This is a genomic window from Chitinophaga rupis, assembly GCF_900109685.1.
Taxonomy (GTDB): Bacteria; Bacteroidota; Bacteroidia; order Chitinophagales; family Chitinophagaceae; genus Chitinophaga; species Chitinophaga rupis.
The window spans coordinates 50,467-73,463 of the sequence record NZ_FOBB01000008.1 but is presented as its reverse complement, the minus strand read 5'-3'; the positions used below and the strand labels follow the sequence as shown (position 1 = coordinate 73,463).

The following is a 22,997-nucleotide window of genomic DNA, read 5'->3' as shown; positions in this document are numbered from 1 at the left end:
CGCTGTTTTTTAGGGGTGGGAAGATGCTGCCTGTTCTTTTGTAATAGTAACGGGCAGCTTGCTTATTTTACTGCTGTCTATTTTCCGGGTAGTGCTATCCTGTACATTCATAAAATTGGCGCCGCTCAGGTACAGCGGTACATCGTTCACATCTACCTCACCTTTGCTGATAATGCTCACCGACATTAATACAGTGCCTAATACGGCAAAGATCACCCCTGGTGAGGATGATACTACTTTAAACGTCAATACATCTTTCAGTGAGCCTTCCGTCTGCGTCTGATCTTCCCTTAATTTACCAATAATGAATACCGATCCTACAATGGCCAGGATCATACCGGTGAAGAAACCCAGGTACTTGGTATAAATGGTGGACATAGTAATGATGCCCGCCTGGTTGTAACGTTTATTAATGGTGTACTCTTCCATACGAGCCAGCACATACAATTGCTGATAGTGTAAATCGTTGGTGATGGCACTGCCCGTATCGGCAGGGGATGGCAGGCTCTTTTCAAAAATGGAGCGCTCCTGCTGGTACACGAATGCTTCAAACTTTTTCATCCGTAAGGTAGCCTGCACAATAAAAACACCGATCAGCACTGTTGGTAAAAGGATCATCCAGGGGAGCAATTTCAGCTGCCAGCTGGTATCCGGCGGCACGCCATCTGTTGATGGGGATTTGGGGGGAACATCAGACATAATAAATAATTTGCAGCTATCCGGGGTTTTGATCTCTATTGAAGGGGTAATAGCTGTACCTAAAGTAAAAATTATAATCCGGATTTCAAAACAGGAGCACCAGCCATCGTATATTTGCATATCTTACTACTTCCCCTTCTAAACCGATGTACATGTTCCAAAAAACAAGCTTTGATATTCCGGCCGGCATTACATTCCTGAACTGCGCTAATATGTCGCCACAGCTGAAAGCTGCCACTGACAAAGGTATTAACGCATTACACAAAAAACAGCACCCCTGGGTATACCAGGCAGCAGACTGGTTTAATGAGCCGGAACAATTGCGTGTAGCCGCCGCAAAGATCTTTCAAACAGCTGCAGATAATGTGGCGCTGGTACCTTCCGTAAGTTATGGTATGGCAGCAGCAGCCAGGAATATGCAAATAGCCGCAGGCAAAAGTATTGTGCTGCTGGATCGTGAGTTCCCCTCCAACTATTACGTATGGCAGCAATTAGCGCAGGCGCAGCAATTGCACATAAAAACCGTAACGCGGACCATTGGCGAGAACTGGACCAATGCCGTGCTGGCCGCAATAGATGAGCAAACCGGGCTGGTGGCCCTTCCCCAATGCCACTGGACAGACGGGGCTTTGCTACACCTGGATGTCATCAGTAAAAAAACACACGCGCTGGGCATACCGCTGGTGCTGGACCTTAGCCAGAGCCTGGGCGCGTATCCAATTAATATTGATGAAATAGCGCCGGATTTTGCCGTTTGCGCAGGTTATAAATGGATGCTGGGTCCTTATGGACTGGGCTACCTGTATGTTAATCCTAGCTGGCATGAAAAAGGCATACCGCTGGAATATTCCTGGCTTACCCGCAAAGGCAGTGAAGATTTTACACAGCTGGTAAATTATACGGAGCATTATAAACCCGGCGCACACCGCTTTGATATGGGCGAGTATTCACAGCTTAACCTGGCGCCCATTGCGCTGGCAGCAGTGGAACAGCTGAATGAGTGGGGTGTGCAGCCTATCCACAACTATCTTTCCACATTAACTAACAGCATACCCGCGCTTTCGAAACAGCTGCCTTTTGTACAATGTGAGGATATTGAGTATGCAGGCCATATGCGTGGCATTACCATACCGGATGCTGGCTGTTTACAGGCCATCAGAAAAGCGCTGCCGGAAAACAATATTCATGTAAGCTTCCGCGGTAATGCCATCCGTATTGCACCGCATGTTTACAATGATCAGCAGGATATAAACCGCTTGTTTGAATGTTTAGGTAATATTCAATCTACTGTCCGTTAGTAACCTGCAACCGGCAATCATACGTGGACCTGAACTGTCGCCTGTGGACTGCGGTCAGCATTATCCCAACAGGTCTTTTATAAATGTGGGCGCCTGCCGTTTGCGCGATGCCTGCTCATATGCATAGGCCATTGCTATTAGCTGTGGCTCCTGGTAAGCTGTTGCAAAAAAGGAAAATCCGGCCGGCAGCCCATGTACCAACCCCATAGGTACCGTTATATGCGGAAAGCCCGAAATAGCAGCCGGCATAGAGAAATAAGGACTGTTATCATAGTCGCCATTCACCAGGTCAATACAGCCGGCCAGGCCATTTGTAATGCCGGACAAAGCATCCAGCTTGTGCTCTGCCATCAGGTCAGCAATGATCTTACGGGAGCTGAGCGTTTTTTCTTTTGATTCCGTATATTCTTTACTGTTAAGATCCCCTTTACCATTGGCGTTGATCAGGGTTTCCTGTTTAAAGAAAGGCATGGCTTTGGATTCGTTGGCTTTATTAAAGGCAATTACATCCTCCAGCGTACGCAGTTTCAGATCCGTACCGGCCAGGTAACGGTTCACACCATCCTTAAACTCATACAGCAATACCTGGAACTCAGCCCGCCGTTCAATCGTTTCCAGGGCTTTTAACAGGTCTACCTCCACCACGGTGGCGCCCTGTGCTTCCAGTACCCCGATGGCCTCTTTTAAAAGGCCCAGCAGGCCGGGCGAAACCTTGTAGTGCGATTTTTCTACGCCAATGCGTTTGCCCTTTAAACCATTCTTATCCAGGAACTTCGTATAGTCTTTCAGGTACTTGCCATCGCTTTCTTTAGTTACGCCATCTGCCGGGTCTACTCCGGTAAGGGCGCCCAGTAAAATAGCAGCATCCTGCACAGTGCGGGCCATAGGACCGGCTGTGTCCTGCGTAGCTGAAATGGGAATAATGCCGGAGCGGCTCCATAAACCAACGGTGGGTTTAATGCCTACCAGGCCGTTAATAGATGCTGGTGATACAATAGAGCCATCTGTTTCCGTACCTATGCTGATGGCGCACAAATTGGCGGCTGTAGCGGCGCCTGAGCCGGAGCTGGAACCGGAAGGATTACGGTCCAGGATGTAAGGGCATTTGGTTTGCCCGCCCCGGCTGCTCCATGCGCTGGTAGAGGAGTCTGAACGGAAATTAGCCCACTCGCTCAGGTTTGTTTTACCTAACAGCACGGCGCCGGCTAAACGTAATTGTTTAATAATAAACGCATCTTCTTTTGCTTTATTACCCGCAAGGGCTAGTGCGCCTGCGGTGGTCATCATCTGATCGCCGGTATTAATATTGTCTTTTACCAGTACGGGAATGCCATGCAGCGGGCCTCTTACCCTGCCCTGCTTGCGTTCTTTGTCCAAAGCGGCTGCAATAGACAATGCTTCAGGATTCAGCTCAATAACTGAGTTGATCTTAGGACCCTGACGGTCAATGGTTTTAATGCGGTTAATATACAGCTGTGTAATGGAAACGGAAGTGGCCTGGCCCTGCTGCATTTTTTCCTGCAGCTGCGCAATGGTTATTTCTTCCAGCGCAAATGCGGGAGCAGCGGTAGTGGCCCAGCCGCTTAAGCTGGCCGCGGCTACACCCAGGCTGGTGAGGGAGCCGGCTTGCAGGAATTTTCTCCTGTTCATAGTAGGTTCATTTAAGATTAAAATAAGCAATTTATGCCATTATATAGTCGCTATTGTGGCTCAAAAGTTGCATGTATGCTCCTGTTATTTAAAACCTGCGAGCCTGCGTTTATGAATAATTTCACTAATTTGGCGGCCGCAAACAATCAACAAAATGAAAAACCTGATCATTACGGCAGCATGGCTGTCGCTTTTTAGCTTTAGCGCCTGTAAGCATTCGCAACAAACTACCGCTGCTTCCGGCGCCGGCGAACTGGAAACTGTACTATCCTTACCGGCCACTGTAAAAACCGGCAGCCCGGTTATGTTAACCTTTACCGTTAAGAACAATACGGGCAAGGCACAAACATTCTGTAAATGGCATACGCCTTTTGAAGGTGCAGGCGGATTTATGGCGGCTTACCTGGATATTACAGATGCTAACGGCGAAAACGCGCAATACAGGGGCGTTATGGCCAAGCGGATCATGCCCCCTCCCCCTGCAGCCTACATAAAAGTGCCGGCGCATGATAGTGTAACTACAACGGTGGATATACTGAAAGGATATGCTGTTACCAAACCGGGCGCCTACAAAGTGGTATACCAGGCCGGCGGCATGAGCGGCTTAAACAAAGTGAACGAGGCTGCCTTTACGATAACGGAATAAGGAATGTAAAATATAAAGTGGAATGCCGCGGTTATTATTCGCGGCATTCCACTTTTATATTTAAGATCTTAGATTTATCACTTTCCATTTTAAGCCTGCCGGGCTTTTACTAATTCAAAGCCTGATCGCGCTTAAAATAAATGCTGAAGGTGCTGCCCTTCCCCACTTCGCTCTCCACTTTGGTCATCCCACCCGTGGCATCTACAATCTTTTTCACCAGGTATAACCCAATGCCGTTACCATCTATTTCGTGATGCAGGCGCTTATAAATGTTAAAAACATTATACAGCTTACTTTTTTCTATCCCGATCCCATTATCCTTTACCTGCAGCACCAGGTAGCCATTTTCCGGGTAGCTGCTGATATGCAGCTGCGGAGTACGGCCAGGAGCCGCGAATTTTACCGCATTACTGACCAGGTTATACAGGATGCTGCGCAGGTTCTTTTTTGAGAAAAGCAGTTGCTTTTCCTGCAGATCTTTAAAAATGGTAGCCCCCGCAGCTGCTATTTTATCCTGGATGCTGAAAAGTACTTCTTCCAGCACTTCTGCTATGTTCACCATCTTTGCATCTTTCAGCATTTCGCTTTCTATCTTACCTATTTCTGCCAGCTCCCGCAGGTTCTCCTTAAAATTGATGATAGACGTTTGTATCATGCTGGCATATAAATTCACATCGGGGTCCTGCATGTCCAGCTTTTCATTCAGCAATTTCATCAGCCCTTCTATGCTGGTTAAAGGCCCCAGCAGATCATGGGAGGCGGAGTGCACAAAATTGTCCAGGTCTTCATTGATGCGTTTTAAACTCTGGTTGGTCCGGTTAAGGTCCGACTGGGCTTTTTTCAGCTCCGTTATTTCATTAAAGGAAATAATAGCGCCGTCCTGCTGATCATCAGACTGCCGGATGTAAGGCATGATCATCATCTGGTACCAGCGGCCGTTCTCCGCTTCCACTTCTCTTGACAGGGGCTGCCCGGTACTGATCACCGTCTTTATATCCTGCTCCATAGTGCTGCTCCTGATATTATTGGTAATATTATGGATAGGCCGGCCAATATCACTTTCCCGCAGATTAATGTGATGGACGGCAGCCGGGGAAAATTTCTTCAGTAGCAGGTCTTTATCCACAAACAGCTGCCCGTTCAGGTTACTGCGGAAATAATTGTCCATATCATCATTCAGCACGATCAGCTCTTTGATCTTCAGCTGGTAATCCGCATTAATGGTTTGCAGCTCTTCATTTACAGACTGCATTTCCTCATTGGCGCTTTGCATTTCTTCATTGGCCGATAGCAGCTCCTCATTAAAGGACTGCATATTTTCATTGGAGGCTTCCAGTTTTTCCAGTGACTCCTGCAGCCGGGCCCTGGTTTCCTGCAGCTCCTCTTCCAGGCTTATTACACCGGAGTCCAGGTATAATTGCTGATCAAACGCCAATGCCGCCGGGCCTTCTGCTACCGCTGCTTCTTCTTTAAAAAGCACTAACAGCAGCCGTATCCCGGTTTCCCCGACGCTCAGGGGCCTTATTTTCATGGTCACCACTTTTGCATGCGTATGATCCGGGATGGGTATACCCGTTACCGTTACCGGCTCATTTTGCTTCCAGGCGGTACGGGAAGCGGAAATAAAGGCTACGGCCAGCGGTTTGGGCAACAGCTCCATCAGGTTAAAGTTGAAGATCTTTTGCAGCAGGAAATTGTTGACCTTCCCAAAAGATCTTACAACAGTATTATCCTGATCTACACAAATACCTGCACAGTTGCTCTCTTCCATCAGGATTTCGGTTATTTCTTCCATCAGGTTATTTTTTTTATCTGTTCTGCCGGTTTTTTTAGACTGCGTAAGCAATGCTGTCTGCGGGTTAGGCACCAGGGAAGGAGTAAATATATCAAACCGCACCAGCTTAGAGGATGCCTGGTTGCGGTATATTTTCCATTTTTTACTGATCTCGTCAAGGTGAGGCATCAGCATACCGGGGTTTTCACTGGATCCCAGGAACAGGAAACCATTCTGCCGCAGTCCAAAATGCAGCATGGACAATACTTTGGCCTGCAGGGTTATGTTCATGTAAATGAGCAGGTTCCGGCAGCTGATCAGGTCCATGTTGCAATAAGGCGGATTCTTTACTACGTTATGCTGCGCAAAGATCAGCATTTTACGGATGTGCTGTTTAACACGGTAAGTATTGCCCTCTTTTATAAAATGCTGTTCCAGTCTTTCCGGCGATATTTCATTGGCAATATGTTCAGCATATACACCTTTGCCCGCATAATCCAGCGATGCTTTATCAATATCTGTAGCAAATACTTTTATGGCAATTGTTTTAGGGGCAGCGGCCAGCTGTTCATACAGCAGAATGGCCAGTGAATACGCCTCCTCCCCGGTAGCGCATCCAACTACCCATATCTTTATTTCATCGTGGTCTTTTTTGGCCTTGACGATCTCCGGCAGCACAAGGCTTTCAATAATCTCAAATGCTTCGGCATTTCTGAAGAAAGCGGAAACACTGATCATAAAACTTTTTGCCAGCGTTTCAACTTCTTCAGAATGTGCCTGCAAAAAGCGGTAGTAATCATCCGCCTGTACAAAATTATGATAGACCATCCGCCGTTTAATTCGCCGCAGTATAGTAGTGGGTTTATAATCTGAAAAATCGAATGGTAATCGTTCCCTTATCAGGTTAATCACAGACAGCACACTTTTTTCTTCCAGTATGCTTTTAGCAGCAGTAGTAGTATCATGCCCGTTATTACTGATATACTGCGCTATCACCGGCGGCATATCTTCCGGTAAAAGAATATGATCCACCGCACCCGTAGCAATGGCATTCATAGGCATACTGCTGTACTGCGCAACAGCAGGATCCTGTACCAGTACCAGGCCACCGGCGTTTTTAATATTCATAACCCCTTCACTGCCATCATCACCCGTGCCGGATAAAACAATGCCAATGGCCCTGCGGCCGCAGTCAATAGCTAATGCATTGAAGAATGTATTAATGGTTTTATGTGGCAATCCGGACCTTTCCTTATTGCGCAGCAGCAGGCGCCCGTTATAGATGGTCATATACTGCTGGCTGGGGATCAGGTATACCTGGTTCGGCTCTACCAGCATATCGTTGGTAGCTTCACTTACCTTTAATGCGCTGTGTTTGGATAATATTTCCACCATCCGGCTTTTATAATCCGGGGAAAGGTGTTGTATAATAATATAGGACGCGTGATCCTGAAGAGTATGATCAAAAAAAGAATGCAGCTCCTCAATACCACCGGCAGAAGCGCCTATGGCAATAATAAAATGTTGACCCTGATCACTGTAACTTTTCATGGTTGAAAATTTAGAGGCATACATAACTGCAGATCCCGGTACAATATAACTAAATGTAGGAATAAACAACTTTCTTCAGATCTGTTGGCAAAAACCGGTTATTTTGATCATTGCTGCAGTAGCAAGAGAGAGTAAAAAGCAATGCCTGTCTGGTGTATGCAGCTACGCCAATTTAGGTAAAATAATTCACATCCTGTTCAATAAAAAACCACTGCTGTCTGAGTAGCAGGCAACAGCAAATGATCAGTTTGAATATAGCCGGTGGATGGTAGTATCAGAACAGTACGCTCAACATCCTATCCGTTTGTTCATGATGGAATGCTGCAAATATTAACGCTGCATTCCACTTTTAATTTAGCCCCTGAAATAACCCGCAGCATAAGCCCTCCATTGCAAACCCGCCCCTTTATTATTAATTACCTCCTGGCCTTACATGAAAAAACCCGCCAGGGGTTGAGGCCCGGCAGGTTCTTTCCTGATTGCATGGTTCCCGTATACTATTTTTCCGCTATAACTTTTACATTCTTTAATACCGAGCTATCCCTTACTTCCTCGCTGGCAGTTTTTACAATCACATCGTTTAAGGCTAAGTCGCCAAAGATCTCTGTTCTGTTATCCACGCGGCGGCCGGTTTTTACCGGTACCCAGTCAGCTTTATTGTTAGCTACTTTTATTATGTACACACCCTGTGTTGAATTCAGCACTGCGCTGGAAGGCACTACAAAAGCAGCGGCATCCGCGCTGGTTAAGGGAATAGATACTTCTGCCACCATACCTGGCAACAGCTTCTTGTCCTTATTCTCCACATCCATTTCTATGCTTTGTGCGCGCAGGCGCTCATCCAGCACGCCGGACAAACGGGTTATTTTAGCTTTGAACTTTTGATTAGGTAAGGACTTAGCGGTGAAATCCACTTCACTCTTATTACCCAGGTAACCAATATATGCTTCAGGCACGCTTACCACTAAACGTAACTTCTTTTGCTCCTGCAGGGTAAAGATGGGCAGGTCTGAACCCTTGCCGGCCGGGCCTACATACGCGCCGGCACTCACATTCCTGCGGCTGATAACACCGCTGAACGGTGCGCGGATCTCCAGGTAATTACGGTTAGCGCCTACTTCGTTATAAGATGCTTTGGCCGCTTCCAGCTGCGCCAGGTCTGACTTTTGTTTGGCAAAAGCAATATCCAGGTCGTTCTGCGAAACAGTGCCCGGTGTTTTGCTGGTTTCCAGCAAACGGTCGTAAGTAGCTTTGCTGGACAGATAAACTGCTTCCTGTGATTTCAGGCGTGATTCTGCGCCGGACAGCTGGGAATTCACTTCCGGAGCTTCCATGGTTACCAGCAGCTGTCCTGTGCTTACTTCACTACCTACATCCACATACAGCTTTTTCACAAAGCTGCTTACTTTGGCATACAGATCCACACGCTGAAAAGCAACCAGCTCACCAGGTATCTGGATGGAGGATGACAGCTCGCCTTTTTGCAGGGTAAAGGCTTCCAGGGCCGGTGCAGCGGCGGCTGTTTCCTTCGTTGGTTTCTCATTCTCCGCCTTTGAAGAACCGCAGCTCTGCAGGATCACAGCCAATACCACCACTGGCAAAAGGAACAGGGCATTTTTTAATTCCGGTTTCATCCGCATATTTTTTGTCTTTTTAATCTGGCCGGATAACTTGTCCCGGACCTGCATCGGGAGAACTCCGCATATACATGTCCCCATGTGAGAAATGTTTATCATGCTTCGTTTCATAAAATGAATTTTATTTGCTTTTATATGCTCGCTCATAATTTTATGCTTTTACAGGTATAAAGTGAATGCTGTCCTCATCTTCCGGATCCAGGGATACGCTTTGTGTAGTGGTTCTGCCCTGTCCCCATGCAAAGGCCAGAGGCAAAATAAACAGCGCCGCAAAAGTGGAAGCAATCAGCCCGCCAATTACCGCACGGCCCAAAGGTGATGACTGATCGCCGGCTTCCCCCAGGCCGCTGGCCATCGGTATCATACCTACCACCATTGCAAGGGCGGTCATCAGGATGGGACGCAAACGCAGGGCAGCCGCCTCTTTGGCAGATGTTAGCGCATCTCCGTTGTGTACACGTATCTGCTCCGCATTGGTGATCAGTAATACCGCGTTGGAAATGGATACCCCCACAGACATGATCATCCCCATGTAAGACTGCAGGTTCAGCGTAGACCCGGCCAGCATCAGCAAGGCCAGGGAACCTAACAGCACCGCCGGCACCGTAGCCAGTACAATGGCAGATACTTTGAACGACTGGAAGTTAGCAGCCAGCATCAGGAATATTACCACAATGGCTACTATCAAACCGCTTTGTAAACTATCCAGTGTATCCGTTAACGTGCTGCTCAAACCTATCAGCTCCACGTTTAACCCTCGGGGTAAGTCACCCAGGGAGGCAATGGCCTTACGCACATCATTAGAAGCATCTCCAAGATCTTTATTACTCAGGTTAGCCGTTACCGTTAATATGGGTAAAGATCCCAGGTTATCATTTTCCCCGTAGGTAAGCTCCGGTGTAATGGTGGCCACATCGCTCAGGATGGGGCGCGCCGTGTTACGCAACAGCGGAATTTCACCTATATCATTCTGGCTGGTGATCTGGTTTTCCGGTACCTGTACCTGTACGTTATAACTCAGGCCGGCCCGCTCATCTACCCAGATATTCTTTTCCGTTAAACGGGATGAGGAGGTGCTGGCTATCAGGGAACGGGTTACATCGTTCAGGTCCACTCCCAGCTGCGCAGCGCGTACCCTGTCAATATTAATGTTCAGGGCCGGGTAGTGGATAGACTGACCCAGCTGCACATCGCGCAGATAAGGGATCTGTTTTAATTTCTCCACCATCTTTGCCGCATACTGCTCATTCAGCTTTTTATTACGGCCGGCAAAACGTACTTCTATAGGAGTGGGGGATCCCTGGCTCAGTATTTTATCCGTTAATTCTATCGGCTCAAAAGAAAGCTGTACCTGCGGATCTATATTGTGCATCCGGCCGCGGATCTTATCTTTCAGCTCATCCAGGTCAGTTTTATAATGCTCGCTTAACGCTACCTGCAACACAGATTCATGCGGGCCTGCCATCCATAAAAAGATGGGCGCCGTGGAAAACAGCTGTGGGTGCAGGCCTACAAAGGCGGAAGTAATAGATACGTTCTCCTTCCCTACTATATCATTCACCGCATTGGTAAGCTGTATGGTCTTCTTCTCTGTTTCCTCAATACGGGTACCATCCGGGGCGCGCATACGTACCTGGAACTGGGAGCCGTTCACCTTTGGCAACACATCGCGCCCAATACTGGTAATAAGCAGGTACACAATACCGGAAACCACCAGCAGGTAAGCGGTTACAATAAGTTTGCGGTAAGGCATCATCCTGTCAATAAAACGTAAATACCGGTTACGCAGCTTATCAAAGCGGCTCAGCTTTCCGTTATGACCAGGATGTTCTACCAGCGCTTTTTTCTGGTCCCAGGTGCTTTCACCTGCATGCAGGCCGGAGGCTGCAAATTCTTCCTGCTCTGTAAGCGGCTTGCCATCCGGGCCTTGATGATGTTTTACCTTCATGATCCAGTTAGCCATTACCGGTACAAAAGTTTGCGCCAGGAAGTAAGAAACGATCATGCTGAAACCAATGGCCAGCGCCAGTGGCAGGAACAAGGATCCCGGTATGCCGCCCATAGTAAATGCCGGTGCAAACACCGCCAGGATACAGAACAGGATGAGCAGCTTGGGAAAGGCTATTTCCTTACAGGCGTCCCAGATGGCCAGGGCCTTGGGTTTGCCAAGGTCAAAGTGCTGGTGTATATTCTCAATGGTTACCGTACTTTCATCCACCAATATCCCAATGGCCAGTGCCAGGCCGCTCAGCGTCATGATGTTAATCGTTTGCCCGAACAAGCTCAGGAACAGCACGCCTGATATAATGGAAGTGGGAATGGTTAAGATCACGATCAGCGCACCGCGCGGGTCGCCCAGGAACAACAGCACCATTAAACCTGTTAGCACAGCGCCTATGGCGCCCTCGGTCAGCAAGCTTTTAACGGAGTTTATTACATATACGGACTGGTCAAACTCGTAGCTCAGCTTCACATCGTCCGGTAGCTGTGACTGTATTTTAGGCAGGGCTTTTTTCAGATTCTGCACTACTTCCCAGGTAGAGGCATCGGCAGCTTTTGCAATATCCAGGTATACAGAGCGGCGGCCGTTAATGAGGGCATAGCTGGTGGTCACATCTGCACCATCTTCTACCGTAGCCACATCGCGCAGGTAAAGGTTTTGTACTCCGCTTTTAAAGAGGGGGATATTTTCAAAATCTTTTACCTGTTTAATGGTTGTATTGGCAGGGGTAATGTAGTTCTTATCGCCAATGCGCACATTACCGGAAGGCGCTGTTTGGTTATTGAGGCGCAGCGCTTCCACCAGCTGGTCCGGCGTCATGTTATGGGAGCGTAACAATTCCGGGTCGGCTTTAATTACCACCGTGCGGATGTTACCTCCAAAAGGCGTAGAGCCCACCAGGCCAGGAATAGAGGTAAAGGAAGAACGCACGTATACGTTGGCCATATCCAGCAGCTCGTTATTACTACGTTTGTCGCTGCTTAGCACCAGCTGTCCTATTGGTAAGGTAGAAGCGTCAAAACGTATGATGAACGGCGGGTTGGAGCCCGGCGGAAAAATGGCCTGGATACGGTTGGAGAATGCGCTCACTTCTGCTGCGGCCTGCGCCATGTTGGTACCGGGATAAAAGTTGATCTTGATCAGTGTTAACCCCTGTATATTCTTGGTTTCAATACTTTTTACCCCATTCACATATAACAGGATGTTGATGTACTGTTTACCAAAGAATGATTCCATTTGTGTGGAAGTGTAACCACCAAACGGGTGTGAGAGGTAGATCACCGGCATATCCAGCTTTGGGAAGATGTCGATCTTGATCGTTGTGACAGCTTTAATACCAAAGAAGCATAACCCGGCTACCAATACCAGGATGGTAATAGGCTTACGAAGTGCAAAACGAATGAGATTCATAATACTGTTGTGTGAATGATCAATACCAATTCCTTAAACTACTGCCTATCAAAGTTGTCCTTCAAACAGGTTAAAATCACCGCTGGCGGAGGCTTTCAGCAACAAGGCCTGCCATACATTGCTGTAGGCAATATCACGGTCGGTTTCTGCGCGTATTAACGTATAGAGTGCCTGCGTAACATCTACCAGGTTGGTGAGACCATTTTTATATAATACTGATTTCTGTAAAAACGCATCTGAAGCAGCTTTCACCTGTATGGGCGCTTCGTTATAATTATCCAGCGCATTGCTGATCTTAGTATCAGACAGCTTCAGCTGTGCGCGGATCTGCTGATCCGCCAGCTCATACTCCGCCTGCAAGCCTTTACTGATCAGTTTCTGCGACTTCACCTGCTGGGATATACGTAAAGGCTGCGTTATGTTCCAGGTAACGCCTATGCCAAAAAGGTAGTTGGTGCGGGTAGGTTTTACCCCGTCCCAGTACGACTGCTTATAAGCATCCAGGTTAGCGGCGTTATAGGAAGGATCAAAGCCGGAGCCGCGTGTTTGCAGCACACCTACCAGAGAAAATACCGGGTAGTTGAACGTATGGTAATATTTTGCCTGCTCATCGCTTACGGCTATACGGCTTTTAAACCATTGCAGGGTGGGATGGTTTTCAATAGCGGCAGAATCGGCCAGTACAGCCGGTACGCGGGCTACGAAAAAGGTATCCAGGTTAAAGTCCTGTGCCGGTACACCCATCAGCTGTGCCAGCTGGTTGGATTGTGTTTGCTGAAAGTCCAGCGCACGGGTAAGCGCGATCTTTGCATTGGAAACTTCTGCATTAGCCTGTGATGAATCCACCCCGGGATTCAAACCATTCTTTACACGGGTCACCACCACGCGGCGGAAAGTATCTGCCCGGCTCAGGTTCTTCTGGTAAGACAGCGTAAGCTTTTGCGCGGCCAATAAATTCAGGTAAGCGGCTGCTACCCTAATTTCCTGTTGAAAAATTTCCTGCTGCCAGTCCTTGGTATCCCTGGTAGCAACCGCTTGCACTGTTTTGATCTTTTCTTTGGCGCGGCCAAAAGCAAAAAAATCCCAGTTAATATTGGTAAGGTATAATCCGCCGAAAGCGGCATTCCAGTTCTGATCAGGTAAAGGCTGGCCTGCAGAGGCAACCGCCAGGCCGCCAAAGCCATACAGCGGGCCATTCTGGCCGTTAACGGTACCATAATCCTGCTGTGCAGATACATTCAGGTTAGGCAGGTAATCGCGCTTTGCCTGTACCACACTTGCCTGTGAAGACGCTGCATAACTGGATTTAGCTTTGATCGTTCCATAATTATTGAGAGCCGTTTGGATCGCATCCTTCAGAGTAAGGGTTTGTTGTGCGCTTAACAGAGAGATGTTGGCAACAATAAAAAATGAAAGGATCAATAAAAATTTTTTCTCAAACATGAACGGTCGATTTTGCAAAGTATTCATTTACGAAAGCTATAAATCCAAGTGCAAAATGACTACATCTTTTTGAAGTAATTTTGAAGTAAGAATACTTTTTAAGAAAATGATCAGGAAAATTCCGGGGCTGAAATCCTTTAGGGACAAGGCTTTCGCAAGGCATGTTATCAAGCATGCCACTATTGATTTAGATAGTAAGGTGGAATTTATACAAGGGCCGGCGCCAGGTTATCCTGCCGGTTCAGCTTCATTTCTTCCCGGGACCGGGGTTGAAAATCTACCTGTAATATATGTTGCTGGTTCCTGTATTGATAAGATACGTTAAAGCCGCTTACCTCGCAGATCTGTTTTACGATGGATAAGCCCAGGCCTACACTCTCACTGCACTGGTTACTTTTCTTAAACCGCTGGAACAGTTCCTCCGTGGGCATTACAGGCGGCAGGCCGGTGTTCTTTACCGTTAATTGCTTTTGTGTGAGGATCAGCTCAATGCTGCCATCCTGCACGTTATGGCGAATAGCATTGCCCAGCAGGTTATTCATCAGCATATCTGCCATTACCGGGTGTATCTTCAGCAAAATACCTTTATCGATCTCTGTTCTTACAGAAATATTTTTCATCTCAATGCGGTCCTCATAGGCCGCCAGTACGTCTTTGGCTATTTTGCAGAATTTGATCTGCTCTGAAACCGTGTACTCGTTATTTTCCAGCTTGGCCAGCAAGGTAAGGGAGCGGTTGATCTTGGAAAGCTTCTCAATGGCGTTCTGCATATCGCCCAACAGTAAAGCCTGTTCTTCTTCAATAGCGGTTTCACTTAACAGCTCCACCTTATTGCGCAGAACAGCCAGGGGCGTTTGCAGCTCATGCGAGGCATTCTCGCTGAATTCCTTGATAGCGCAGTATTCATCCACCGCTTTATCCGTCATTTTCTGTAAAAAGGAATTCAGCTCTTTAAACTCCTTAGTGCCGCTGGGGGAGAATTGTACCCGGTTCTTTACATTAAAGCCCTGGATGGTTTTTATGGTCATGCGCAGGGAATGCAGGATACGCTGAGAAACCAGGCGGATGGTAATGGCTACGCAAAGTATAATAAGCAGCAGCTTCCAGAAAACAGTATCCAGTATAACACTGTAGATCTGTTTGGCGCTGGGAATGTAATTGTAGGAAGAAATGCGGTAGGGCTGGCCCTTAATATCAAAATAGGAATGAACTGTTAGCAGGCTTAGCATGCCTTTGCTATCCTCTTCAAGATTGTCTGTTTTTTGCACCTGTACCCGGTTTTGCGGTAAGGCAGTGGCCAGTTTCACCACTTCCAGGTTAGTGCCTTTCGGGGCGATGGCATTCATGGCTTCTCCCCTGCTTAAACGGTCGGCCATGCGAACGTTCAGCTCTTTCAGGTGAGTGATCTCCGCCTTATTGATGTTCTTTTCCAGGTTGTAATAACAGATATATGCTGTAATAGGTGTTATAAAGATCATAACACCTATAAACCACAGAGAAAATTTGTCCACTAACTTCATCCGAAGGTATTTTTATGCACTGGTGGCATTAAACTTATATCCCAATCCATACACGGTAGCTATATAATCCGCTCCATTGGCCGCACTGATCTTCTTACGCAGGTTCTTAATATGCTGATAAACAAAGTCAAAATTAGCCAAATTATCTGTATAATCCCCCCAGAGGTGGGCGGCTATTGATTGGCGGGACAATACCCGGTTCTTATTCACCACCAGGTATAACAACAGCTCAAATTCCTTCCGGGTAATGTCCAGCACAATATCGTTCACCGTCGCTTCCAGCGTATCGGTATTTAAAGTGATCTCGTTAAAGGATACCATGTTGCTGCCGGCCAGCCTGTTACGGCGGTAAATGGCCCGCAGGCGTGCGTGCAGCTCCGGCAGGTGAAAGGGTTTGGTAATGTAATCGTCCGCACCGCCTTCCAGGCCGCTTATTTTATCATCCAGGGCGTCTTTGGCAGAAAGGATCAGCACGCTGCTTTGGATCTGTTCCTTTTTGATGAATTTTAACAGCTCCAGCCCGTTGCCATCCGGCAGCATAATGTCCAGCAGAATACAGTCATAGGTGAACAGCGCCAGCTTTTCCCTGGCTTCCTCGAAACCATAGGCCAGCTCACAGATGTACCCTTCTCTCGAAAGAAAATCCCGAATGCTCACGGCTATTTCCCGGCTGTCTTCTACTGCTAGTACTTTCATACGGTAGCGAAGGTAGGATGGAATTTTGAACCAATTTTGAAGTTTTGGGAAGCGGAAAGGAGAAAGGATAAAGCAGAAAGCTCCTAATGAGCTGAAAGCAGAAAGCGTAAAGCAGAAAGCTCCCAATGCAGCGTATAACAGGCATAGGTCCAGGCCCTCAGCATTTGGGGAAAGCAGAAAGCATAAAGCTGGGAATGCCCCAAATAGCTGGCCCTATCCGCTGCATTAGGCTTTATGCTTTCTGCTTTTTGCTTTCTGCTCACTCTTTAGCCAGCACCGGCGCAGTACTTGCCCACGCCCCCACATCAATCCTGTAAATAACCGCATCAGCCGCCGGTACTGTTACAGTCAGGTTGCCGCTAATGGAGCTGAGCGTACCGCTGAACAGTTCTTTCACGGCAGCATAGGTGCCTCCCCCATTAAGGCCAATACGGCCCAGATTCACCGTGTACGTTTTGGCGCCGGCGCCGTAATTAAGAATGGCCAGGTACTGGTAACCTCCAATGGTGGCGGTAAACAGCTCGTTAGGCTGGTTGCCGGTATTTCCTTCTACCGGGCGAAAAGCTTTGCCATTACCGTTTCTGGCAATATCCAGCAGGTCGGCATTTTGCAGCAGGGATTGGGCTGCGGTGGTCCAGGCGCCGGTGGCGGAATAATCGTCGCCGGTAATGAGTGTGCCGGTTACCAGCCCGGAGGTAAGCCGGGCGCGGTTTTCGCCAATGGGTTCCGTGCCAAATACAATATGGTCAGCGTCTATGTACTTGTACAAATTCTTCTGCCACCAGCCATAGGTGGTGCTGTTAAGGGTATAGCCCGTTTCGCTGATGTCCTTATAGGCATCACAGGCAATGCGGCGCATGTGCACATAACGGCCGGTGGCCAGGTTAGGGCTAATGGCTGCATAGGTGAGCATAGTGCCTGCCAGCTGGTCCACTACGTACTCCATGCCTTTGCGGAAAGCCTCCATACCGGTATGCACGCTGTTGTCATAATAGCTGTCGGCCTCCAGGGTAGCATGGCCCAGAAAATCCAGCTTGATCATCTGAAAACCACAGGCTTTGAACTTGCCTACCAGGTAAGCAATACGGCCGCGGGTGGCCGGGTGCGTAGGGTCCATGGCGCGGGCGCCGTCCAGGTCCATGGGTGATCCGTTCACTTTTGTCCAGCAGTCCTGGTATTGATAAGAAGTACCTTCTACCATGCCGGTTGCATTCTTGCCCCAGTCTACAAAAGGCGCCCAGTAAATGCCGGGTTTAAACCCTTTGCTTTTGCAGTAATTGGCAAAGCTGGTCAGTTGGCTGAAATCGCCTGTCCACCCGCCGGATGCGAGGTTATCCCAATAAGAGTCCAGGTCTATGTACAAGGTATTATCGCTGTTACGGAAACCGGTGCAGCTATTGGCGAAAAAGTCCACCACTGCATTGGCTTTAGCCAAAGTAAGGCTGGATTGTATAGCGCCCCAGCTGTTCCATCCAAAGGGAGTGCCGCCAGTGAAGCTGCTGATGTAACGCGGCTCTGCCAGCAGGTTTGCGCTGCCATAGGTTTCAAAAGCCGTGCGCCAGTCGCTTTCATAATCTACCAGTATCTTCGGTGATTTACAGGTACTGCCGCCCACATTTACCCAGCCATGCCCGCGACCATCATGTGTAAGGGTACCATCCGTATAACCACCGTAAGCAGAAAGAGTGGATAAGGTATTATTTCCATTAGCCGTTACCGTTATCCCGGTTTTCCAGTGCATATGTTCTACGGAGCCTATCACTAAACCATTGCGGCTGGTATTATCGTACAGGGCGGCCACCTCCGAACCGGTGAAATTGGCGGCGCTGAATGTTTGCGCATCATACCGGATCCAGGCATCATTATCAAACGGCACCTTTAACGCCCGCATATCCCCGGAGCCCGGCACCCAGGCGGTGCTGGTGGTTAAGGGCGACATACGGTAACAATTTGCGCCTGTACCATTCAGCAGCACTTCTGTAAAGAAATAATTTTTACCCGCATAGGTATAAAACACCTGCTGCATGGGTATTAAACCGCCGCCGCTGAGCGTAATGGTATGTTTGGTGCCGCTGCCAAAAGCATCGCTTACAGGCGTGGCAGCATATACACGGCTGGTATAACCTGTATGGCTATAGTAAATATTGTTGGAATTACAGCTGGCATAGGCATCGGTAATTACCAGGTTATTATTGAAATATACATTGTATTTACCGGTGGCCAGGTTGTAATAAATATAGTTGCCTGCGCCAAAAGTAATAGTGGTAGCGGGCTGCAGGGTTACTCTATCAATATTGGGGCCCCAGCCTCCGCTGCCGTTATCCAGCCGGATGGTGTTGCTGCCGGCGTTTAAGGATACATTGATACTGGTGCTGCCAACGGTTGTCCACCCGCCGGAGGGCGCGCAGTTAATACCGGTATAGTTACCATTATTAGGCGTTACATAAATTACCCGCGGATCTGCCGTGCAGTAATAAATAGTAAGGTTGTACATGCCGGCGCTGCTAACATTCACCGGCACTACTACCGTACCATTGGAAGGGCCGCCTAAGTTGCCCACCATGGCGCTGCCGGAACAGCCGCTGCAGCTTTGTATATTGGCGCCGCCGGTAAGGACGCCGCTTTCCGCTTCAACGGTTTGTGCTGCTGCAGAAAAAGTAAAAAACAGGCTAATGATACTGCTGAAAAATGTGACGTGGAGGGTTTTCATACGTGGAAGCTTTTAGTGGCATTAAGGGAATTAAAAATAGAGGGTTCGGATAAATGTAAAAATAGCATATCCTGTTTTTATGATGGATTATCCATTGATTTTAAAAAAAGAAAGATTAATTTCATTAACGTAAATCCCAAAAACATAACCCCATGCAACGTAGCTCCTTTGTAAAATTATTACTAACGGCAGGTGCTGCCATTACCTCTCCTGTTACATTAGCAGCTAAGTATCTTTCCGGCAAGCGTACCGGCAAAGGCTTTATGGTAGCCGCAGGCAAGGACCGTAACGATCACAGTATTTCCCTGATGGAAGGTGACACCTTTTTTACCAAGATCAGTACAGCCGATACCGGCGGAGGCATGTACCTGTTTGAATCCATCCGGGTAAAGGAAGGCGGTCCGGCACTGCACGTACATCCGGAGCAGGATGAATGGTGGTATGTGCTGTCCGGTGAGTTCCTGATCAAAGTTGGAGAGGAAACTTACACCGCCAAAGCAGGTGACAGCGTATTTGGCCCACGCGGCGTACCCCATGCCTTTACCAAAGTAGGCGAAGGAGAAGCCAGGCTACAGATCCTTTACCAGCCAGCCGGTAAAATGGAACATTACTTTAAAACCGTTAGCGAAGGAGCAATGACTAAAATGACACCCGCTGAGCAGGATGCTTACCGCGAAGCGCATGGCTTTAAACGGGTGGGCCCACCCATAGGACATTTAAAACAGTGAACCGTTTTGCCAGGATCAATGTTAATATTAGTAGCAGCAAACAGCTGCGCCATAGTAGATATCTAACCTATAAAACTTGCACAGGGGCTGGCCCGGAACTCTTCTGGCCGGCTCCTTCTTTTTATCTAGCTCCATTACTTTATGTCGTAAAATCCCCTGTAGATTGTCGTATTTATACCATTAATAATCCATTGGAGAATGTATATTTGCAATACAATGCAAAGAAAAATCTTCATCGCCATGAAAATTGCCAGAACCACCAGCAACGCCGCAAGGTAATGCACCACTTCTCCTGTTAGCACAACACAAGCCGGTGTTTACCTCAAGCCTGGGGCTGTTTATGCCCGCGGGGTAACTATCTTTTCCCTGATCCGTTTAATTATTGTTTTTTAAAAATTTCTGTATGTCGCAACAAACCGTGTCTACCAATAGGGTATCCTATATTTTTTCATTTATAAAACAGGCCATTAAGGGCGAGGAGATGGACTATACCACCGGCAGCCTGCGTAAAGCAGTGTTCCTGCTGGCCATTCCCATGATCCTGGAAATGTGCATGGAGTCTGTATTTGCCGTGGTGGACCTCTACTTTGTAGGGCACCTGCCGGATAGCAGCCACGCCATACAAACCGTGGGCCTTACAGAATCTGTGATTACCATTGTATACTCCCTAGCCATTGGTATTAGTATGGCAGCTACCGCGCTGGTAGCGCGCCGCGTGGGTGAAAAGAACCCCGATGCGGCTGCCTATGCCGGTGTGCAGGCCCTGTGGCTGGCCATTTTTGTAACCGCCGCAGTAAGCGTAACCGGGATGATCTTCGCCGCGGATATTTTACGCCTCATGGGTGCGGAACCTACTACCGTGGCAAAAGGTACAGCCTATACCCGCCTCATGATGGGTGGCAGCCTGGTGATCATGCTGCTGTTCCTGATCAACGGTATTTTCCGCGGGGCAGGTAATGCCGCCATGGCCATGAAAAGCCTGTGGCTGGCCAATATCTGCAACATTATCCTGTGCCCCATTTTCATTAACGGGCTGGGACCTATACCGGCCTTTGGCCTTACCGGGGCTGCAATGGCCACCACCATTGGCCGTGGCATTGGTGTGGTGTACCAGCTGTATCATTTATTCAACGGCAAAAGCCAGGTGAAAATTAAAAATCATCACCTGAAGATCGATTGGACTGTAATTAAATCGGTGATCAAAATTGCATCCCCGGGCACTTTCCAGTTTATTATCGGCTCCTGCAGCTGGATCTTCCTGGCCAGGCTGGTGGCTGAAACCGGGGGCGATCATGGCTCTGCCGGTTACCAGACAGCCATCCGTTTGCTGATCTTCTTTATTATGCCTGCCTGGGGCCTTAGTAATGCCGCCGCAACGCTTATTGGACAAAACCTGGGCGCGGGCCAGCCTGACCGGGCAGAGGAATCGGTACTGAAAACCGCCAAATACAATTTTATATTCATGGCCGTTGTAACCGTACTATTCCTCACCAGCGCAAAGTTCTTTATTTCCATGTTCACGCAGGACCCGCAGATCCAGGAAATTGCAGCCAATGCGCTGCGCATTATGAGCCTGGGATATGTTTTCTATGGCGTAGGCATGGTAATGATCAATGCCTTTAACGGCGCCGGTGATACCTGGACGCCCACCTGGATCAACTTCATTGGTTTCTGGCTGTTCCAGATCCCGCTGGCTTATACCCTGGCCAAAGCCCTGAACATGGGTCCCCTGGGTGTATTCATTGCTATTCCCGTGGCGGAAACTGCTATTTCTATTACTTCGTTTATCTTATTTAAACGGGGTAAGTGGAAGCAGGTGAAGATCTGATTAATAATGAAGAATGAATAATTAATAAAAGTGCAGCGATACTATTGTAGTATCGCTGCATTTCTTTTATAACAATCTGATAGTTGATCAATAGGTACATCAATAACAGGCACAACACAGATCACAAACAATACGCATCACCCCGACACAACACAATCTATTAATTATTAATTGCTGCCGGTGCGTTGCCTTTCTTCTTTAGTATGAGCGCGCTAATCAGCGCAACCGCCAGCCCAATCGGTAAGATCTCAAAATAGGTGAAGAGCACTACAAAAAGCGGGTTCTTATACATTTCGTGCATGCTGGTCAGCTGGCGGGTCTCCTTTTGAATTTCCTGCAAGCTGGCGCCACTGTCCTGTTTTACTTTGATCATGTGCGCGGTATATTTATCCATAAAGTCGGGGACAAACACATAATACTCCACCAGCCATACCAGCACATAAATGGTAGAGGCGATGAGCGTAATATACAGGCCTATCCTGAAAGCCTTTCCAAAGGATATTACGCCGCCGTTATATTTATCCCTGAAGTTTTTAATAGCTACAAAGATCGTAGAGAAAGCCAGGATCATGGAGGCATATCCCAGCACCATGTTACCTTCAAAATCGGGCTCACTATAACATCTGGCCACGGAATAGATCATCATGGCGGTTACAATCAGGCCGGATATCAGGCCAAAGATCCATACATTCTTTTTCATGCGGTAAGTTTTAGGTTTATACGCCAGGGGCGTGCCTTAGGTTGATGAGCACAAATTTGGGGGTTTAGGGGCAAACGGGCTTCATACTTTAGGATGATTTTTGCATTTTCCGGTTAAAGGATCATCACCTTAAGGTATGATCCGCAGGCGTTTAGCCTTTTCCACCGCCTGGGTACGGCGCTTTACATCCATTTTCTCGAACAGCCTGGAAGAATGGGTTTTGATGGTGTTTAAAGACACAAATAAACGGCCGGCAATTTCCTGGTTGCTCAGTCCAGCTGCCATTAGCTGCAGCACTTCCAGCTCCCGGTTGCTGAGGCCCAGCTGCTGCAGCTCCCGTTCGTTCGGGGTAAATTCACCTTCATGCTGAATGTATACCTCCTTCTCCACGATCACCGTTCTTACTTTTGGTTTGGTGAGCTTCAGCGCCAGCCAGATGCCTAATGCAGTGAAGATCACTGCAATGGCCCCAATGTATACCTCAAAAGCGTGGTTAATAATGATCAAACGCAGCTCCAGCCATTTTAGTAAAAATAGCAGCAAGGCCAGGCAAACGCCATACAGGATAATATGTTTGTGTTTTGACAGAAAGGAGGCTGCCATCAGTTATACAGTTGAGGTTTTATGTTAAGGCAAAAATAACATTTTAAATAAGTTTCGTTATCTTATATGATCATTTCAAATTCCTCAAACCCAAACTCAAAT

At 47.9% G+C, this 22,997-nt stretch carries 15 protein-coding genes; 4 read left to right on the top strand and 11 right to left on the bottom strand.

Annotated elements, in window-relative coordinates; genetic code table 11:
• Positions 1-9: 9 nt before the first annotated feature.
• On the bottom strand, positions 10-699 hold the full coding sequence (locus BMZ54_RS25050; protein WP_143081129.1) for a hypothetical protein: 690 nt from the start codon (positions 697-699) through the stop codon (positions 10-12).
• A 152-nt stretch (positions 700-851) separates the two neighbouring features.
• On the opposite strand from BMZ54_RS25050, the gene BMZ54_RS25045 reads away from it, so the two are divergent.
• On the top strand, positions 852-1,997 hold the full coding sequence (locus BMZ54_RS25045; protein ID WP_162277662.1) for an aminotransferase class V-fold PLP-dependent enzyme: 1,146 nt from the start codon (positions 852-854) through the stop codon (positions 1,995-1,997).
• A gap of 60 nt (positions 1,998-2,057) precedes the next feature.
• Here BMZ54_RS25045 and BMZ54_RS25040 read toward each other — a convergent pair whose 3' ends face one another.
• Entirely contained in the window at positions 2,058-3,647 is a 1,590-nt protein-coding gene (locus BMZ54_RS25040) for an amidase (protein ID WP_089918639.1), read from the bottom strand.
• Positions 3,648-3,801: 154 nt separating this feature from the next.
• Here BMZ54_RS25040 and BMZ54_RS25035 point away from each other — a divergent pair, with 154 nt between their 5' ends.
• A complete protein-coding gene (locus BMZ54_RS25035; RefSeq protein ID WP_089918637.1) occupies positions 3,802-4,293 on the top strand; it encodes a hypothetical protein in 492 nt (163 codons plus the stop codon).
• A gap of 109 nt (positions 4,294-4,402) precedes the next feature.
• Here BMZ54_RS25035 and BMZ54_RS25030 read toward each other — a convergent pair whose 3' ends face one another.
• The 7 genes from BMZ54_RS25030 to BMZ54_RS24995 all read right to left on the bottom strand — a co-directional run bounded on the left by BMZ54_RS25030 (position 4,403) and on the right by BMZ54_RS24995 (position 19,036).
• Entirely contained in the window at positions 4,403-7,618 is a 3,216-nt protein-coding gene (locus tag BMZ54_RS25030; RefSeq protein WP_089919006.1) for a CheR family methyltransferase, read from the bottom strand.
• A 497-nt stretch (positions 7,619-8,115) separates the two neighbouring features.
• A complete protein-coding gene (locus tag BMZ54_RS25025) occupies positions 8,116-9,252 on the bottom strand; it encodes an efflux RND transporter periplasmic adaptor subunit (protein WP_089919004.1) in 1,137 nt (378 codons plus the stop codon).
• A gap of 154 nt (positions 9,253-9,406) precedes the next feature.
• A complete protein-coding gene (locus tag BMZ54_RS25020) occupies positions 9,407-12,667 on the bottom strand; it encodes an efflux RND transporter permease subunit (protein ID WP_089918635.1) in 3,261 nt (1,086 codons plus the stop codon).
• 48 nt (positions 12,668-12,715) lie between these two features.
• On the bottom strand, positions 12,716-14,110 hold the full coding sequence (locus BMZ54_RS25015; protein WP_089918633.1) for a TolC family protein: 1,395 nt from the start codon (positions 14,108-14,110) through the stop codon (positions 12,716-12,718).
• Positions 14,111-14,316: 206 nt separating this feature from the next.
• Entirely contained in the window at positions 14,317-15,630 is a 1,314-nt protein-coding gene (locus BMZ54_RS25010; protein ID WP_089918631.1) for a sensor histidine kinase, read from the bottom strand.
• A 12-nt stretch (positions 15,631-15,642) separates the two neighbouring features.
• Entirely contained in the window at positions 15,643-16,326 is a 684-nt protein-coding gene (locus BMZ54_RS25005) for a response regulator transcription factor (RefSeq protein WP_089918629.1), read from the bottom strand.
• A gap of 259 nt (positions 16,327-16,585) precedes the next feature.
• Positions 16,586-19,036, bottom strand: a complete 2,451-nt coding sequence (locus BMZ54_RS24995) for a CBM35 domain-containing protein (protein WP_089918625.1) — start codon at positions 19,034-19,036, stop codon at positions 16,586-16,588.
• Positions 19,037-19,188: 152 nt separating this feature from the next.
• Here BMZ54_RS24995 and BMZ54_RS24985 point away from each other — a divergent pair, with 152 nt between their 5' ends.
• Positions 19,189-19,764, top strand: coding sequence for a cupin domain-containing protein (locus BMZ54_RS24985; protein WP_089918621.1), 576 nt, complete (start codon positions 19,189-19,191; stop codon positions 19,762-19,764).
• 403 nt (positions 19,765-20,167) lie between these two features.
• Positions 20,168-21,592 (top strand): MATE family efflux transporter, encoded by a 1,425-nt coding sequence (locus BMZ54_RS24980; RefSeq protein ID WP_089918619.1) that lies wholly within the window; start codon positions 20,168-20,170, stop codon positions 21,590-21,592.
• Positions 21,593-21,752: 160 nt separating this feature from the next.
• On the opposite strand, the gene BMZ54_RS24975 is transcribed toward BMZ54_RS24980, so the two are convergent.
• Positions 21,753-22,292, bottom strand: coding sequence for a DUF4199 domain-containing protein (locus BMZ54_RS24975; protein ID WP_089918617.1), 540 nt, complete (start codon positions 22,290-22,292; stop codon positions 21,753-21,755).
• A 129-nt stretch (positions 22,293-22,421) separates the two neighbouring features.
• On the bottom strand, positions 22,422-22,895 hold the full coding sequence (locus BMZ54_RS24970) for a response regulator transcription factor (protein ID WP_089918616.1): 474 nt from the start codon (positions 22,893-22,895) through the stop codon (positions 22,422-22,424).
• Between the last annotated feature and the right edge of the window lie 102 nt (positions 22,896-22,997).

Coding starts and splice junctions, on each gene's coding strand:
- BMZ54_RS24980 (WP_089918619.1), top strand. CDS start 20,168: ATGTCGCAACAAACCGTGTCTACCAATAGGGTATCCTATATTTTTTCA.
- BMZ54_RS24970 (WP_089918616.1), bottom strand. CDS start 22,895: ATGGCAGCCTCCTTTCTGTCAAAACACAAACATATTATCCTGTATGGC.
- BMZ54_RS25030 (WP_089919006.1), bottom strand. CDS start 7,618: ATGAAAAGTTACAGTGATCAGGGTCAACATTTTATTATTGCCATAGGC.
- BMZ54_RS25045 (WP_162277662.1), top strand. CDS start 852: ATGTTCCAAAAAACAAGCTTTGATATTCCGGCCGGCATTACATTCCTG.
- BMZ54_RS25050 (WP_143081129.1), bottom strand. CDS start 699: ATGTCTGATGTTCCCCCCAAATCCCCATCAACAGATGGCGTGCCGCCG.
- BMZ54_RS25015 (WP_089918633.1), bottom strand. CDS start 14,110: ATGTTTGAGAAAAAATTTTTATTGATCCTTTCATTTTTTATTGTTGCC.
- BMZ54_RS25040 (WP_089918639.1), bottom strand. CDS start 3,647: ATGAACAGGAGAAAATTCCTGCAAGCCGGCTCCCTCACCAGCCTGGGT.
- BMZ54_RS25020 (WP_089918635.1), bottom strand. CDS start 12,667: ATGAATCTCATTCGTTTTGCACTTCGTAAGCCTATTACCATCCTGGTA.
- BMZ54_RS25025 (WP_089919004.1), bottom strand. CDS start 9,252: ATGAAACCGGAATTAAAAAATGCCCTGTTCCTTTTGCCAGTGGTGGTA.
- BMZ54_RS24995 (WP_089918625.1), bottom strand. CDS start 19,036: ATGAAAACCCTCCACGTCACATTTTTCAGCAGTATCATTAGCCTGTTT.
- BMZ54_RS24985 (WP_089918621.1), top strand. CDS start 19,189: ATGCAACGTAGCTCCTTTGTAAAATTATTACTAACGGCAGGTGCTGCC.
- BMZ54_RS25035 (WP_089918637.1), top strand. CDS start 3,802: ATGAAAAACCTGATCATTACGGCAGCATGGCTGTCGCTTTTTAGCTTT.
- BMZ54_RS25005 (WP_089918629.1), bottom strand. CDS start 16,326: ATGAAAGTACTAGCAGTAGAAGACAGCCGGGAAATAGCCGTGAGCATT.
- BMZ54_RS24975 (WP_089918617.1), bottom strand. CDS start 22,292: ATGAAAAAGAATGTATGGATCTTTGGCCTGATATCCGGCCTGATTGTA.
- BMZ54_RS25010 (WP_089918631.1), bottom strand. CDS start 15,630: ATGAAGTTAGTGGACAAATTTTCTCTGTGGTTTATAGGTGTTATGATC.